This is a genomic window from Thiobacillus sp. SCUT-2 (assembly GCF_035621355.1).
GTDB classification, from domain to species: Bacteria; Pseudomonadota; Gammaproteobacteria; order Burkholderiales; family Thiobacillaceae; genus Thiobacillus; species Thiobacillus sedimenti.
The window spans coordinates 1,978,990-1,993,856 of sequence record NZ_CP141769.1; the positions used below are offsets into that span (position 1 = coordinate 1,978,990).

Sequence of the window (14,867 nt, forward strand, 5' to 3'; positions counted from 1 at the left end):
AGCACACACGATAAACGAAAATTCAGGCGCGCCGCACCTCGATCACGTTCTGCACATGCTGCAGGCGGGCCAGCAGGCGGGACAGCTGCTGCAGCTCCTTCACCCGCACCGTCAGCTGCATGTGCGCATATTCGCCGCGGCTGTCGGTGTTGACGCGCAGGACGTCGAGCCTGTCCTTGGCGATGACGTCCGAGACGTCGCGCAGCAGGCCCTGGCGGTCGAATGCCTTGAGGCGGATCTCCACCTCGAATGCGGCATTCGCATCCAGCACCCATTCCGCTGGCATCACGCGTGCCGGATTGGCGCGTTTCAGCGACGCGCAGTCGGCGCGGTGCACGGTGAGGCCACGCCCGACCGTGGTGTAGGCCGCGATCGCATCCGGCGGCCGCGGCTTGCAGCAGCGCGCCAGCGTCAGCGGCACGTCGCCGAGGCCCGGGATCGTGACCGGATTGCCCGATTTCGGGCGCGCACGCGGCTTCGCCGTCGGCACGAGCGCGGGAACCGGCTTGCCGGGCTCCTGCAGCGCCTGCACCAGGTCGCGCTGGCCGACGTCGCCGCGACCGAGCGCGGCGAGGAACTCGTCGACCTTGGCGAACTTGAGCCGCTGCGCCAGCTTTTCCTGATTCGCCTCGACGATGCCGAGGCGCTTGAGTTCCTTTTCGAGCAGGCTGCGCCCGAGGCCGACCTGCTCGCCGACGTCGCGCTGGCGGAACCAGGTGCGCACCTTGGAACGTGCCCGGTGCGTCGCCAGGTAGCCGAGCGCGGGGTTGAGCCAGTCGCGGCTCGGCGCGCCCTCCTTCACGGTCACGATTTCCACGCGCTGCCCGTTGTCGAGCACGGTGTTGAGCGGCACCATCGCGCCGTCGACCTTGGCGCCGCGGCAGCGGTGGCCAAGGTCGGTATGCAGCGCGTAGGCGAAATCCACCGGCGTGGCGCCGCGGTCGAGCGCCACCACCCGCCCCTGCGGCGTCAGCACGTAGACCTGGTCCTGGAACAGCTCGGTCTTGAACTGCTCGGTGAATTCGCTGCTGTCGGCGACGTCGTCCTTCCACTCGAGGATGCGCCGCAGCCACGCGATCTTCTCCTCGTACTGCGCGTCCTGCCGGCCGCCCTCCTTGTAGCGCCAGTGCGCGGCGACGCCGAGCTCGGCGTGGCGGTGCATGTCGAAGGTGCGGATCTGCACTTCGAGCGCACGGTCCTCAGGGCCGATCACCGCCGTGTGCAGCGAGCGGTAGTCGTTGCTCTTGGGCTGCGAGATGTAGTCGTCGAATTCGCCGGGGATCGGTTGCCACAGGTTGTGCACCAGGCCCAGCACCGTGTAGCAGTCGATCTCGTGCTTGACCAGCACGCGCACCGCGCGGATATCGTAGAGCTGCTCGAACGTCAGCCGCTTCCTGCGCATCTTGTTGACGATGCTGGCGATGTGCTTGGGCCGCCCCGTCACCTCGGCCTCGATGCCGTGCAGCGCGAGCTCCGCCTGCAGGCGTTCGATGACGCCCTTGATGTAGGCCTCGCGGTCGCCGCGCTTCTCGTCAAGCTGCCTGGCGATGGTCTTGTAGGTGTCCGGCTCGAGGTAGCGGAACGCCCAATCCTCCATCTCCCACTTGATCTGCCAGACCCCGAGGCGGTTCGCCAGCGGCGCGAAGAGTTCGCGCGCCTGGTGCCCGAGCGTCTCGCGCGTCGCGTCGTCCTGGGTGGCGGCGCAGCGCAGCGCATGGGTCCGCTCGGCGAGCTTCACGAGCACGACACGGATGTCCTCGACCATCGCCAGCACCATCTGGCGCAGCGCCTCCAGCTGCGCGTGGGGATCGAGCCGCTTGTCGGTGGCGCTGGCGGCGAGCGTCTCGATGCGCGCCATCGCCGCCACCCCGCGCGCCAGCCGGGCGGCGGTGCCGAATTCGGCGTCGACTTCCGGCGCATCGCCCAGGCAGGCATGGAGCAGCGCCGCAGCGACAGCATCCGCGCCGACCCGCAGTTCGGCGACGATCAGTGCGGTGCCGACGCTGTGCGCGAACGTCGCGCACTCGCCCAGCCGCTCATGGGCGTAGGCGAGGGCGCGCCAAGGTAGGTCGTTCTCCGCCACCGGCAGCGCGCGCGCGAGCGCCTGCCGCGCCGATTCGAGATCGGTGGCCTCATGACAACGGGGGCGGACGGCTTCATTCATCGGACATGTCGGACTGCCAGTAACGGCGGTGGGCAGGACGATATTCTGACGCCACCACCCCGGCTTCACCAAACGTCAGCCGGATGAGCCCGGCCGCATCGCTGCGCAGAATGCGGGAATCGACGTCGCGGAAGCGTGCGACGACCTGCGGATGCGGATGCCCGAACCGGTTGCGGTAGCCGACGGTGAAGATCCCGTATTGCGGATGGACGCGCGCCACGAATTCGGGCAGCGACGAGGTGCGGCTGCCGTGGTGCCCCGCGACCAGCGCGGTCGACGCCAGGTCCGCGCCCGACTCCAGCAGCTCGAGCTCACCGCGCCGCTCGGCGTCCCCCGTGATCATCAGGCTTTGCCCGCCGCGGCTGACTTTCAGCACGCAGCTGTAATCGTTGTCGCGCCGGCCGGCTTCCGCATAGGCGGCACCGGACGGGTTGAGGATCTCGAAGCCGACCCCGTCCCACTGCCAGCGCTGGCCGCGTTCGCAATGCAAGGGCGACGGCGCGGCATCCAGCAGCGGGCTGCTCGCGGGCAGGCCATGCAGCAGCCAGCCCGCCGGAATGTCGCGCAACACCGATCGAAGGCCGCCGCTGTGGTCGTTGTCGTCGTGCGAGACGATGATCCCCGACAAGGCGCCGACACCCGTCGCGCGCAGATAGGGCGCGACGATGCGCTCGCCGGCGTCGCTCTCGGCGAACGCCGGCCCGGTGTCGTAAAGCAGCGCATGCTGCGCGGTGCGGACCAGGACGGCGGTTCCCTGGCCGACGTCGATCACGTCGGCCTCGAAGCTGCCGGGGGCGATGCTCGCCCGCGGCGGAAACAGCAGCGGCAGCCACAGCAGCGCGCCCATCGCCCGCGCCGGAAAGCCGCGCGGCAGCAGCAGCCACAGCGTCCCGGCGAGCGCAAGCAGGAGGGGCCACCCCTCCGGTGCAGGCCGCGTCGCCACGGCCCACGGCAGCGTGCTGGCCCACGCCAGCGCCTGCCCGAGCCAGCCCATCAGCGCCGCCGCAGCATGCCATAGCGGCGGCGCGATCACCCCCAGCAAGGCCAGCGGCGTCACCAGCCAGCTGACGACCGGGATGGCGACCGCATTGGCGAGCGGCGACACGATCGACACCTGCTGGAACAGGAGCAGCAGGGCCGGCGCCAGCGCCAGCGTGACGGCGCCCTGCACCGTCACCCACGCACGCAGCTTGCCGCCCTGCCCGACCCGTCCGAAGCTCGCCCACACGATGGCGGCCATCGCGCCGAACGACAGCCAGAAGCCGGCCGACAGCACCGCCCACGGGTCGATCACGAGCACGACGAACACGGCCCACGCAAGTGCCGAGAACGGCCGCGTTTGGCGGCGCGACCAGAACGCCAGCGCAAGCACCCCGAGCATGAACAGCGTGCGCTGCGCCGGCACCTGAAAGCCGGCGAGCGCGGCATACGCCGCCGCGGACGCCACGGCGGCAAGCAGCCCCGCCTGCCGCGCCGGCAACCGCTCCGCGGCACGCGGCACGCGCCGCCAGACGAAGGCCAGCCCCCAGCCGGCCAGCGTCGCGATCATGGTGACGTGCAGCCCGGAAATCGACAGCAGGTGGTTGACGCCGGTCCGCGTGAACGCGCGCCACTGGTCATGCGGGATGCCGCGCTGATCGCCGATCACCAGGGCGGTGATCACGCCGGCGTAGGACGCCTCCCCGAGCGTGGCGAAGATCCGCTCGCGAATCGCGGCACGCGCTGCCGCAAGCCATGCCGCCGGCGTCGCCGCGCGTGCGTCGAGGCGCTGCGGGGCAGGCTGCTCGCGCACGTAGCCCGAGGCGGCGATATCCCGCTCCAGCATCCAGGCTTCGAGATCGAATCCATGCGGATTGTGCGTGCCATGTGGGCGCTTGAGGCGCACCGTGAACCGCCATCGCTCGCCTGCGTGCACGGTCGGCAGCCGCGCCCCGCCGCGCGGCCAGTAGCGCGCCAGCTGGATGCGGTGAAGGCCGGGGCCGCGCGGCGTCAGGACCTGCTCGACGTCGAGCACGAAGCGCTCGCCCCGTGCGTCCGTCTGCGGCAAGTCGCTCACCACGCCGACCACGGCGAGGTCCACGCCCTGCCAGCTGGCTGGCAGGCGGTGCGCCAGACGCACATCGGCGCGCCACGCCGCCCACGCGAATCCGAGCGCGACGCCCAGCAGCATCACCGCCAGCCGGCGCAGGACTTCGGAAACCGGATGGACAGTGCGCGGCACCCACAGCACCACCGAAAGCAGCGGCAGCAGCCAGAACCAGCGTGCCGCGGGGAGCGCCGCCTGTTGCTGCAGCAGCCATACGCCGAAACAGAACGCGATGAGTGTCGACCGCATCGCGCCGGATGCTCAGCCCGCCTGCAGGACCCCGTCCACCAGCCGGATCTGCCGATCCATGCGCGCCGCGAGCTCGGCATCGTGGGTCACCACGACAAGGCTGGTGTGTTGCCTGAAGTTGAGCGTGCGCATCAGGTCGAACACGGCATCGGCCGTGTGCCGGTCGAGATTGCCGGTCGGCTCGTCGGCCAGGATGCAGGCCGGCCGCGTCACGAGCGCGCGGGCGATGGCGACGCGCTGCCGCTCGCCGCCGGACAGCTCGCCGGGACGGTGAGCCAGGCGATGCCCGAGTCCCACTTCCTCCAGCACCTCTTTCGCACGCGCGATCGCCAGCCCGCGCTCGACGCGGCGAATGATCAGCGGCATGGCCGCGTTCTCCAGCGCGGAAAACTCGGGCAGCAGGTGATGGAACTGATAGACGAAGCCCAGCGCCGTGTTGCGCAACGCGCAGCGCGCCGATTCGGACAGGGCGAAGGGATTGTGCCCCAACAGTTCGACCGTGCCGCGCGTCGGCGTGTCGAGCCCGCCGAGCAGGTGCAGAAGCGTGCTCTTGCCCGATCCGGAGGCGCCGACGATGGCAACCGATTCCCCGGCACGGACTTCGAGATCGACGCCTACCAGGACCGGGACGTCGGTCTTGCCCTGGCGGAAGGTCTTGCCCAATCCGCCGCAGCGCAGCACCACTTCACTCATAGCGCAGCGCCTCCGCCGGGTTGATGCGCGAGGCCCGCCAGCTCGGATAGAGCGTCGCCAGCAGGCTGATCGCGAGCGACACCCCGGCGATGATGCCGACGTCGCTCCAGACCAGCTTGGAAGGCAGCTTGCTGATGTAGTACACGTCGGCCGGGAACAGGTCCATGCCGAACAGGCGCTCGATCATCGGCACGACCGTCTCGACGTTGAGCGCCAGCAGCACGCCGCTCACCACCCCCAGCAGCGTGCCGAACACGCCGATGAACGCGCCCTGGACGATGAAGATGCTCATGATCGACGACGGCTTGGCGCCCAGCGTGCGCAGGATCGCAATGTCGGACTGCTTGTCGGTGACGGCCATGACCAGCGTGGACACGATGTTGAACGCCGCGACCGCGACGATCAGCAGCAGGATCAGGAACATCATGCGCTTTTCGATCGCGACGGCACGGAAGAAGTTGGCGTGGCTTTCCGTCCAGTCCGTCAGGTAGTACTGGCCGGTCATCGTGCGCGCCAGCTCGCGTGTCACGAACGGTGCGCGGAACAGGTCGTCGAGCTTCAGCCGCACGCCCGAGACGTCGTCGCCGAGCCGCAGCAGCTTTTGCGCATCCTGCAGCTGGATCAGCGCGAGGCCGGAATCGTATTCGAACATGCCGGCCTCGAAGATGCCGGTGACGGTGAACTGCTTGACGCGGGGCATGACGCCCGCCGGCGTGATGTTGCCCTGCGGCGTCAGCAGGACCACCTTGTCACCGGGAACGACGTCGAGCGCGCGCGCCAGTTCCGCGCCGAGGATGATGCCGAATTCACCGGGCTTGAGGTCGGTGAGCCGCCCCGCCTTCATGTGCGTCCCGAAATCGGCGACCTGGTTCTCCAGGTCCGGCAGCACGCCACGGATGATCGCGCCGCGCACCCGATCGCCGTTGGCCAGCATGCCCTGGGCGTTGACATAGGGCGCGCCGGCCAGCACCTCCTTGTTGCGCCTGGCCTGCGCGATGACATCGCGCCAGTCGGACAGCCGGTCGGCGGGCCCGCTGATCTCCAGATGCGAGGCGACGCCCAGGATGCGCGCACGCAGCTCGTCCTGGAACCCGTTCATGACCGAGAGCACGACGATCAGCGCCATCACGCCGAGCGCGATGCCCGCCATGGAGACGATCGAGATGAAGGAGATGAAATGGTTGCGGCGCTTGGCGTGGGTATAGCGCAGGCCGATCTGGAGTTCGAAGGGAAGCAAAACGTCGCTCGCAGTCTCAATTTCGCGAGTATGCCACAGCCGCCCTACTCGCCCATCAGGTGCAGGACGACGCTGCGCGTCTGGGGCGCGCGCCGGTGTTCGAACACGTAGATCCCCTGCCAGGTGCCGAGGAGCGGCGCGCCATCCGTGACGGGAATCGCCAGCTGCGTCTGGGTCAGCGCTGCACGCACGTGCGCGGGCATGTCGTCGGCGCCTTCGAGGACATGTTCGTAGAGCGGGTCGCCCTCCGGCACCAGCCGTGACAGGAACCGCTCGAGGTCGGCCTGCACGGTCGGATCGTAGTTCTCCTGGATCAGCAGGCTCGCCGAAGTGTGACGGATGTAGAGCGTGAGGAGCCCCTGCCGCACACCGCTTGCGCGCACCCATTCACGCACGCCTGGGGTGAAGGCATATAGGCCCTTGCCTCGGGTCGGCACCGTGATTTCGTGGAAGCACTGTCGCATGGCCGCCATTTTAGCTTTGCTACACTCGTCGCATGCTGTTCCTGATTCCCCATCTATTCCCCTCGCCGCGCATGCTGGAGGCCGCCGCACAGGATCTGCACCTGCCCGCCCTGCAAACGCTCCTGGTACGCGGCCGCCGGGCCGCCTGCCTGGACGAGGGTGTCGAAGCCGCGCTGTGCGAGGCGCTGGGCGTGCAACGCCAGCAGGACTGGCCGATCGCGCCGATCAGCGTGCAGCAGGATGGCGGCGCCGCCGAAGGGGCCTACTGGCTGCGGGCCGACCCGGTTCACCTGCGCCTGATGCGGGACCGCGTCGTGCTGGCAGACAGCGGCGACCCCGCCTTGACGCAGCAGGAGGCGAACGCGCTCGCCGCGTCGATTGCCGAACATTTCGGCGACGCCTTCCGTCCGCTCCCGCTCCGTCCGATGCGCTGGTATCTGCGGCTCGACCAGCCGCCACGCCTGTCCACGACGCCGCCATCGGTCGCGACGGGACTCGACATCGACCCGCTGCTGCCGCGCGGTGACGACGCCATGCGTTATCGCGCGCTGCTGAACGAAGTCCAGATGCTACTGCACGGCCATCCGGTCAACGAGGCACGCGAAGCGCGCGGCGCGCTGCCCGTCAACTCGCTTTGGCTGTGGGGGGGCGGCACCATGCCCGCAAGACCGTCGGAGCGCACCACGCTGTACTGCCGCGACGAGGGCAGCCGGGCGATCGGCGCCTATTGCGGCACGACGTTGCGGGAGCTGCCCGATCGTTGCGATCGCCGCATGCTCGACTCGGCAAGCGTGATCGTCCTGGACGCGCTCACGCCGGCGGGACAGTGCGGCGAGCCTTACGGCTGGAGGGAGGCGCTGCGCACGCTCGAATCGGACTGGTTCGCGCCCCTGCGCGACGTCCTGCGCACGTCGGGTGCGGCCGCAGTCCGCTTGGCCGACCCGATCAGCGGCCGCGCGCTGCTTCTCGATCGCGCCGCCGTCTGGAAAATCTGGCGGCGACCACGCAAGCTCGCCGCGCTGTTACGTTAGCGGCGCACGCGGCTCAGACCGGCGTCGCCCACAGGTCGTGCTCGTCGGCCTCGTCGACGCGCACCTTGAGGCGCGTACCCGGCTTGAGGCCGAACTTGCCTTCCAGATACACGACGCCGTCGATCTCCGGCGCGTCGGCATGGCTGCGCGCCAGCGTGCCGACCTCGTCCTCCTCATCGACCATGACTTCGATGGTCCTCCCGATCTTGGCGTCCAGCCTCGCTGCCGAGATCTCCGCCTGCGTCTCCATGAAGCGCTCCAGGCGTTCCTCCTTGAGTTCTTCCGGTATGGCGCCGGGCAGTTCGTTGGCTGCCGCGCCCTCGACCGGCGAATACTTGAAGCAGCCAACGCGGTCGAGTTGCGCCGCCTTCAGAAAATCGAGCAGTTCCTCGAACTCCGCGTCGGTCTCGCCGGGAAAGCCGACGATGAAGGTCGAGCGCAGGGTGAGATCAGGCACGGCACGGCGCCACGCCTGGATGCGGTCGAGCGTCTTCTCGACGGCACCGGGCCGCTTCATCAGCTTGAGGATGCGGGGGCTCGCGTGCTGCAGGGGAATGTCCAGATAGGGCAGGACAATCCCGTCGGCCATCAGGGGGATGACGTCGTCGACGTTCGGATAGGGATACACGTAGTGCAACCGCACCCAGGCACCGAGGCTGCCGAGCGCACCCGCCAGTTCCGTCATGCGCGTCTTCAGCGGGCGTCCGCCCCAGAAGCCGGGGCGGTACTTGACGTCGACGCCGTAGGCACTGGTGTCCTGCGACACCACGAGCAGTTCCTGCACGCCTGCGCCGACCAGCTTTTCCGCCTCGTTCATGACCTCCCCGATCGGCCGGCTCACCAGATCGCCGCGCATCGACGGGATGATGCAGAACGTGCAGCGATGGTTGCAGCCTTCGGAAATCTTCAGGTAGGCATAGTGCCGCGGCGTGAGCTTGATGCCGCCCGGCGGGATCAGGTCCTCGAAGGGGTCGTGCGGTTTCGGCAACGCGCCGTGCACGGCCTCCATCACCTCCTCGAGCGCGTGCGGGCCGGATACCGCGAGCACCTTCGGATGCGCCTCGCGCACCACGTCGCCCTTGGCACCGAGGCAGCCGGTCACGATCACCTTGCCGTTCTCCTCCAGCGCCTCGCCGATCGCCTCGAGCGACTCCTGCACCGCCGCATCGATGAAGCCGCAGGTGTTGACCACGACCACGTCGGCATCGTCGTAGCTGCCGACGATTCCATATCCCTCGGCCCGCAGCTGCGTGAGGATGCGCTCGGAATCCACCGTTGCCTTCGGGCAGCCGAGGGAAACGAACCCAACGGTCGGCGTGCGTCCGCGCTTTGCTTTGGTTACCATGTTGTTGAATCCTGATGGAGCAGTGAGATGTACATCGTAGCGATCGGCTGGGCCTATGTAATCCTGATGATGGCGATCACGGCCAGCAGCATCGGCAAGGGCCTTGCCATCCTGGTTTTCCTGGGTATCCTGCCGTTGATGCTGTTCACTTACGTCGTCGGCGGACCGCGCCGGCGGCAACGCTCAGCGGCCCTCGCCGATCAGGATACCGGCGACGGCAACGGTCGCGACGCCCAGGCCGATTAGCACCAGCTGCTGCAGCGTCGCGCGAATTTCCGCGCGCTTGTGCAGGCCCGGAATCAGGTCGGACAGGGCGACATAAAGCATGCTCGCGCCGGCGAGGCCCAACAGCACCGGCGTCCACCCCTGCAGCTTCGACAACGCGAAATACCCCACCAGGGCGCCCAGCACCGTCGCCACGCCCGTCAGGACGTTGAGTGCCAGTGCCTGGCCACGCGTGTAGCCCGAATGCAGCAGAATCAGGAAGTCGCCGATTTCCTGCGGGATCTCGTGCGCGATGATCGCCAGCGCCGTGATCACGCCCAGACGGAAGTCGACCAGAAACGCGCCTGCGATGATGATGCCGTCGACGAAGTTGTGGAAGGTGTCGCCCACCGTGATCATCAGGCCGGACCGCCCGTGGTCGTGCCCATGATCATGCGCGACGTGCGCTTCGCACCCCTCGTCGTGACAGTGTCGCCACAGCACCAGTTTCTCGAGCAGGAAGAACAGCAGGATGCCGCCGAGCAGGGCCTGCGCAACCGTCTTGACGTCGCCACCCATCTCCACCGCTTCCGGCAGCACCTCGAGCAGCGCAGCGCCCAGCAGCGCGCCGATGGCGTAGCTCACCAGAACCGGCACCCAACTCGGACGCGCAGAAAACGCGATCAAGGCCGCGAGCACCAGGCTCAGCACACTGCCCGCGACAGTTGCGCCCAGAATGGCTGCAAGGGTAGACATGAAAAACGCACGGCCCCGATAAAGGGACGCATTATACCGTCGGGAGCGCCCCGACCGCAGGACAGAATTGCTGGCACGGTCATCAAAGCGTGCAAAGCGCCCTCTGCGCGCACCCTTCCGAAGCGCCGACCGCGCCGAAAAGCAGCACCGGCGTAGCCGGCACGGTCCGGAGCCGCCTGGGCGCCGGACCCGCTTCACCGCTTTACTTGCCGGCCTTTTCCGGACCCACCGTCAGTTCGCCCTTCAGCTTCGCGACGCTGGCACTGCCAAATCCCTTGACGTTGTCGAGTTCGTCGACGTTCTTGAATTTCCCGTGCTCTTTGCGATAGCTGATGATCGCCTGCGCCTTGGCCGGACCCAGCCCCTTGACCGACTCGAGTTCGGACTGCGTCGCGGTATTGAGATCGACAGCGGCGAATGCCGGAGAAGCGAAAAGTCCTGCGACGAGCAGACCGATAGACAGCACATTCTTCATGATTCCTCCCTTTTTAAAGTGTTTGAGATAGGGCAGATGCCCATCGACACCTTACCCGTGGCACCCAAGGGAGGCCATACAACTTTAGTCGTAGGGCGGGCGCTTCCGGCTGATTCTTAAGGAGAAATATTTTCCATCGAGGGCGCCCGTCCGACGGCCGGACGGCTTCCCCATCTCGCCGCCCGGACCGGAGCTCGGCGCCGCATTTTTCCTGATCGCAATAAAAAAACCCCCTCTTTGCGGGAGGGGGTTTTTGTATCCGGGAGCTTGTGTGCTCCCGGAGGGGTAAGGAGTCTGACGATGACCTACTTTCACAGGCGAGCTGCCTACTATCATTGGCGCGGGAGCGTTTCACCGTCCTGTTCGGGATGGGAAGGGGTGGTTCCACTCTGCTATGGTCGTCAGACAAAGGGGTGGGGATCAAGGCTTGTGGTCTTGACCCCGCATTCGGTTTGTCTGGGGTGCTGTCTTAGTCACGCCTTGCGGCGTGCTTGGAAGAAGGTGTTGGGTTGAGACTGTATCAGCACACACACTGCATGCTTCTCAAAATTATAGGATCAAGCCTCACGGGCAATTAGTACGGGTTAGCTTAACGCATTACTGCGCTTCCACACCCCGCCTATCAACGTTGTGGTCTTCAACGACCCTTTAGGGAGATCGAGTCTCCAGGGAAGACTTATCTTCAGGCAAGTTTCACGCTTAGATGCTTTCAGCGTTTATCTCTTCCGTGCTTAGCTACCCGGCGATACGACTGGCGTCATAACCGGTACACCAGAGGCACGTCCACTCCGGTCCTCTCGTACTAGGAGCAGCCCCCGTCAATCTTCCAACGCCCACGGCAGATAGGGACCAAACTGTCTCACGACGTTTTAAACCCAGCTCACGTACCACTTTAAATGGCGAACAGCCATACCCTTGGGACCGGCTACAGCCCCAGGATGTGATGAGCCGACATCGAGGTGCCAAACTCCCCCGTCGATATGAACTCTTGGGAGGAATCAGCCTGTTATCCCCAGAGTACCTTTTATCCGTTGAGCGATGGCCCTTCCATACAGAACCACCGGATCACTATGACCTGCTTTCGCACCTGCTCGACGTGTCAGTCTCGCAGTCAAGCCTTCTTTTGCCATTGCACTATCAGTACGATGTCCGACCGTACCTAGAAGACCTTCGTACTCCTCCGTTACACTTTGGGAGGAGACCGCCCCAGTCAAACTGCCCACCATGCACGGTCCCCGACCCCGATAAGGGGCCCAGGTTAGAACCGCAACGACACCAGGCTGGTATTTCAACGTCGCCTCCACGAGAACTAGCGTCCTCGCTTCACAGGCTCCCAGCTATCCTACACAAGTCCCGTCACAGTCCAATGCAAAGCTACAGTAAAGGTTCATGGGGTCTTTCCGTCTAGCCGCGGGGAGATTGCATCTTCACAAACATTTCAACTTCGCTGAGTCTCGGGTGGAGACAGTGTGGCCATCGTTACGCCATTCGTGCGGGTCGGAACTTACCCGACAAGGAATTTCGCTACCTTAGGACCGTTATAGTTACGGCCGCCGTTTACCGGGGCTTCGATCAAGAGCTTGCACCCCATCAATTAACCTTCCGGCACCGGGCAGGCGTCACACCCTATACGTCCACTTTCGTGTTTGCAGAGTGCTGTGTTTTTATTAAACAGTCGCAGCCACCTTTTCACTGCAACCCCTTACCGCTTCGCATGTAAAACACTACACGTTATCGGGGCGTACCTTATCCCGAAGTTACGGTACCAATTTGCCGAGTTCCTTCACCCGAGTTCTCTCAAGCGCCTTAGAATTCTCATCCTACCCACCTGTGTCGGTTTGCGGTACGGTTCTCGTTTACCTGAAGCTTAGTGGCTTTTCCTGGAAGCTTGGTATCAGTGACTTCGCTCTCAATGAGAGACCGTCATCGTGTCTCGGCATTAACCCCCCGGATTTGCCTAAGGGATCTGCCTACGCACTTAAACCGGGACATCCAACACCCGGCCCACCTAACCTTCTCCGTCCCCACATCGCAGTAAACGAAAGTACGGGAATCTTGACCCGTTTCCCATCAGCTACGCATCTCTGCCTCACCTTAGGGGCCGACTCACCCTGCGCCGATGAACGTTGCGCAGGAAACCTTGGGTTTTCGGCGAGGGGGCCTTTCACCCCCTTTATCGCTACTCATGTCAGCATTCGCACTTCTGATATCTCCAGCATCCCTTACAGGACACCTTCGCAGACTTACAGAACGCTCCTCTACCATATGCACAGAGTGCATATCCGCAGCTTCGGTTACGTGCTTAGCCCCGTTACATCTTCCGCGCAGGACGACTCGACTAGTGAGCTATTACGCTTTCTTTAAAGGATGGCTGCTTCTAAGCCAACTTCCTAGCTGTCTATGCCTTCCCACATCGTTTTCCACTTAGCACGTCATTTGGGACCTTAGCTGGCGGTCTGGGTTGTTTCCCTCTCGACACCGGACGTTAGCACCCGATGTCTGTCTCCCATGCTCGCACTTCACGGTATTCGGAGTTTGCTATGCCGCAGTAAGTCGCAATGACCCCCACTAACATTACAGTGCTCTACCCCCGTGAGTGATACATGAGGCGCTACCTAAATAGCTTTCGAGGAGAACCAGCTATCTCCGGATTTGTTTAGCCTTTCACCCCTATCCACAGCTCATCCCCTAGTTTTTCAACACTAGTGGGTTCGGACCTCCAGTGCGTGTTACCGCACCTTCATCCTGGCCATGGATAGATCATCCGGTTTCGGGTCTACGCCCAGCTACTATGCGCCCTATTAAGACTCGCTTTCGCTTCGCCTCCCCTATTCGGTTAAGCTCGCAACTGAACGTAAGTCGCTGACCCATTATACAAAAGGTACGCAGTCACCCCTCCTTTAATGGCCCTCACCCTATCTGGGATAAGCGGCTATTTCACTCCTTCTTACTATCTTTTGTGATCGCCACTGCGTGTCGATCACAAAGACCAGAAGGCCATTAAAGGAGGGGCTCCCACTGTTTGTATGCATGCGGTTTCAGGATCTATTTCACTCCCCTCCCGGGGTTCTTTTCGCCTTTCCCTCACGGTACTGGTTCACTATCGGTCGACTACGAGTATTTAGCCTTGGAGGATGGTCCCCCCATGTTCAGACAGGATTTCACGTGTCCCGCCCTACTTGTCTCATGCCTAGTTCCACACTCTCGCTTTCGCGTACGGGGCTATCACCCACTATGGCCAGACTTTCCAGACTGTTCCACTAACGAGAATGCTAAATCATGAAGGCTCTTCCCAATTCGCTCGCCACTACTATGGGAATCTCGGTTGATTTCTTTTCCTGCAGCTACTTAGATGTTTCAGTTCACTGCGTTCGCTCTACCCTGCCTATGTATTCAGCAGGGAGTACCCTTGCGGGTGGGTTCCCCCATTCGGAAATGCCCGGATCAAAGCTTCATTGCCAGCTCCCCGAGCCTTATCGCAGGCTTGCGCGTCCTTCATCGCCTGTAGTCGCCAAGGCATCCACCACATGCACTTAGTCGCTTGACCCTATAATTTTGAGGACCGGTCTCCCGATCTTCGCATTACAGGTGTGTTTGCTTTCCCTGCACCCGGCTCGGCATCAGGCCCGCCCGGTTTAACCCAGGTGGAACCTAATATTCCGGATACAGGGTCGATACAATTTCAACCCATGTTGATGCATTCATCACAAATGCATCACCTTCTTCCAAATTGTTAAAGAACAGCCGTTACCGCGTAAGCGGTAAGCGGTGAACAGTCAGCGCACATCCGCTCACTTCCCACTGCTTACAACTCACCACCACTCACCACTTACCGCTCACCACTTACTGCCTACCACTCACCCAAGATGGTGGAGGATGACGGGATCGAACCGACGACCCCCTGCTTGCAAAGCAGGTGCTCTCCCAGCTGAGCTAATCCCCCATTAAGCTTCGATAACCGGCGCATTGCTTCGTTGCTCACCGTCTTGTGTGCACCAGCACACGGCGACGATTCGCGCCTCGCACTGCTTGGTTCTCAAACCTTAATGAACCAAGCCCCGCCAGTTTTAAACCTGGTGGGCCTGGCTGGATTTGAACCAGCGACCCCACGCTTATCAAGCGTGTGCTCTAACCAACTGAGCTACAAGCCCGGTCAAACAACA

The 14,867-nt window shown here is 64.1% G+C and carries 10 protein-coding genes, 2 tRNA genes and 2 rRNA genes; 2 read left to right on the forward strand and 12 right to left on the reverse strand.

Going from position 1 to position 14,867, the window contains the following annotated elements; translation table 11 throughout:
* Nucleotides 1-22: 22 nt before the first annotated feature.
* Genes VA613_RS09770 through VA613_RS09790 form a run of 5 tightly spaced genes read right to left on the reverse strand, consistent with a single transcriptional unit; the run spans nucleotide 23 to nucleotide 6,893 of the window.
* On the reverse strand, nucleotides 23-2,164 hold the full coding sequence (locus VA613_RS09770) for a RelA/SpoT family protein (RefSeq protein WP_324778827.1): 2,142 nt from the start codon (nucleotides 2,162-2,164) through the stop codon (nucleotides 23-25).
* On the reverse strand, nucleotides 2,157-4,499 hold the full coding sequence (locus VA613_RS09775) for a DNA internalization-related competence protein ComEC/Rec2 (protein ID WP_324778828.1): 2,343 nt from the start codon (nucleotides 4,497-4,499) through the stop codon (nucleotides 2,157-2,159). Before VA613_RS09775 ends, VA613_RS09770 begins: the two co-directional genes overlap by 8 nt.
* 12 nt (nucleotides 4,500-4,511) lie before the next feature.
* Nucleotides 4,512-5,192 carry a lipoprotein-releasing ABC transporter ATP-binding protein LolD gene (gene lolD, locus VA613_RS09780; RefSeq protein ID WP_324778829.1) on the reverse strand — a complete coding sequence of 227 codons (681 nt, stop codon included), beginning with the start codon at nucleotides 5,190-5,192 and terminating at the stop codon, nucleotides 4,512-4,514.
* Nucleotides 5,185-6,429 carry a lipoprotein-releasing ABC transporter permease subunit gene (locus VA613_RS09785; protein ID WP_324778830.1) on the reverse strand — a complete coding sequence of 415 codons (1,245 nt, stop codon included), beginning with the start codon at nucleotides 6,427-6,429 and terminating at the stop codon, nucleotides 5,185-5,187. Before VA613_RS09785 ends, lolD begins: the two co-directional genes overlap by 8 nt.
* 44 nt (nucleotides 6,430-6,473) lie before the next feature.
* Nucleotides 6,474-6,893 carry a secondary thiamine-phosphate synthase enzyme YjbQ gene (locus VA613_RS09790; protein WP_324778831.1) on the reverse strand — a complete coding sequence of 140 codons (420 nt, stop codon included), beginning with the start codon at nucleotides 6,891-6,893 and terminating at the stop codon, nucleotides 6,474-6,476.
* Nucleotides 6,894-6,925: 32 nt separating this feature from the next.
* Here VA613_RS09790 and VA613_RS09795 point away from each other — a divergent pair, with 32 nt between their 5' ends.
* Nucleotides 6,926-7,924 carry a hypothetical protein gene (locus VA613_RS09795; protein ID WP_324778832.1) on the forward strand — a complete coding sequence of 333 codons (999 nt, stop codon included), beginning with the start codon at nucleotides 6,926-6,928 and terminating at the stop codon, nucleotides 7,922-7,924.
* Nucleotides 7,925-7,937: 13 nt separating this feature from the next.
* Here the strand turns inward: VA613_RS09795 and rimO are convergent, their stop codons facing one another.
* Nucleotides 7,938-9,269: a 30S ribosomal protein S12 methylthiotransferase RimO gene (rimO, locus tag VA613_RS09800; RefSeq protein ID WP_324778833.1), complete on the reverse strand. Its 1,332-nt coding sequence runs from the start codon at nucleotides 9,267-9,269 to the stop codon at nucleotides 7,938-7,940.
* A gap of 27 nt (nucleotides 9,270-9,296) precedes the next feature.
* Between rimO and VA613_RS09805 the strand changes: the two genes are divergently transcribed.
* Nucleotides 9,297-9,515 carry a hypothetical protein gene (locus tag VA613_RS09805; RefSeq protein WP_324778834.1) on the forward strand — a complete coding sequence of 73 codons (219 nt, stop codon included), beginning with the start codon at nucleotides 9,297-9,299 and terminating at the stop codon, nucleotides 9,513-9,515.
* On the opposite strand, the gene VA613_RS09810 is transcribed toward VA613_RS09805, so the two are convergent.
* The 6 genes from VA613_RS09810 to VA613_RS09835 all read right to left on the reverse strand — a co-directional run bounded on the left by VA613_RS09810 (nucleotide 9,453) and on the right by VA613_RS09835 (nucleotide 14,855).
* Nucleotides 9,453-10,229 carry a ZIP family metal transporter gene (locus VA613_RS09810; RefSeq protein WP_324778835.1) on the reverse strand — a complete coding sequence of 259 codons (777 nt, stop codon included), beginning with the start codon at nucleotides 10,227-10,229 and terminating at the stop codon, nucleotides 9,453-9,455. The genes VA613_RS09805 and VA613_RS09810 overlap by 63 nt on opposite strands.
* Nucleotides 10,230-10,431: 202 nt before the next feature.
* Nucleotides 10,432-10,704, reverse strand: coding sequence for a ComEA family DNA-binding protein (locus VA613_RS09815; RefSeq protein ID WP_324778836.1), 273 nt, complete (start codon nucleotides 10,702-10,704; stop codon nucleotides 10,432-10,434).
* 292 nt (nucleotides 10,705-10,996) lie between these two features.
* Nucleotides 10,997-11,110: ribosomal RNA gene (gene rrf, locus VA613_RS09820) — 5S ribosomal RNA — on the reverse strand.
* A 147-nt stretch (nucleotides 11,111-11,257) separates the two neighbouring features.
* Nucleotides 11,258-14,251 (reverse strand): 23S ribosomal RNA (locus VA613_RS09825).
* Between the two features lie 320 nt (nucleotides 14,252-14,571).
* A tRNA-Ala gene (locus tag VA613_RS09830) sits at nucleotides 14,572-14,647 on the reverse strand.
* A gap of 131 nt (nucleotides 14,648-14,778) precedes the next feature.
* Nucleotides 14,779-14,855: transfer RNA gene (locus tag VA613_RS09835), tRNA-Ile, on the reverse strand.
* Nucleotides 14,856-14,867: the final 12 nt, after the last annotated feature.

What these genes read in the sequence shown, in the direction of transcription:
- VA613_RS09770 (WP_324778827.1), bottom strand. Translation starts at nt 2,164, where the DNA reads ATGAATGAAGCCGTCCGCCCCCGTTGTCATGAGGCCACCGATCTCGAA.
- VA613_RS09775 (WP_324778828.1), bottom strand. Translation starts at nt 4,499, where the DNA reads ATGCGGTCGACACTCATCGCGTTCTGTTTCGGCGTATGGCTGCTGCAG.
- lolD (WP_324778829.1), bottom strand. Translation starts at nt 5,192, where the DNA reads ATGAGTGAAGTGGTGCTGCGCTGCGGCGGATTGGGCAAGACCTTCCGC.
- VA613_RS09790 (WP_324778831.1), bottom strand. Translation starts at nt 6,893, where the DNA reads ATGCGACAGTGCTTCCACGAAATCACGGTGCCGACCCGAGGCAAGGGC.
- VA613_RS09795 (WP_324778832.1), top strand. Translation starts at nt 6,926, where the DNA reads ATGCTGTTCCTGATTCCCCATCTATTCCCCTCGCCGCGCATGCTGGAG.
- rimO (WP_324778833.1), bottom strand. Translation starts at nt 9,269, where the DNA reads ATGGTAACCAAAGCAAAGCGCGGACGCACGCCGACCGTTGGGTTCGTT.
- VA613_RS09805 (WP_324778834.1), top strand. Translation starts at nt 9,297, where the DNA reads ATGTACATCGTAGCGATCGGCTGGGCCTATGTAATCCTGATGATGGCG.
- VA613_RS09810 (WP_324778835.1), bottom strand. Translation starts at nt 10,229, where the DNA reads ATGTCTACCCTTGCAGCCATTCTGGGCGCAACTGTCGCGGGCAGTGTG.
- VA613_RS09815 (WP_324778836.1), bottom strand. Translation starts at nt 10,704, where the DNA reads ATGAAGAATGTGCTGTCTATCGGTCTGCTCGTCGCAGGACTTTTCGCT.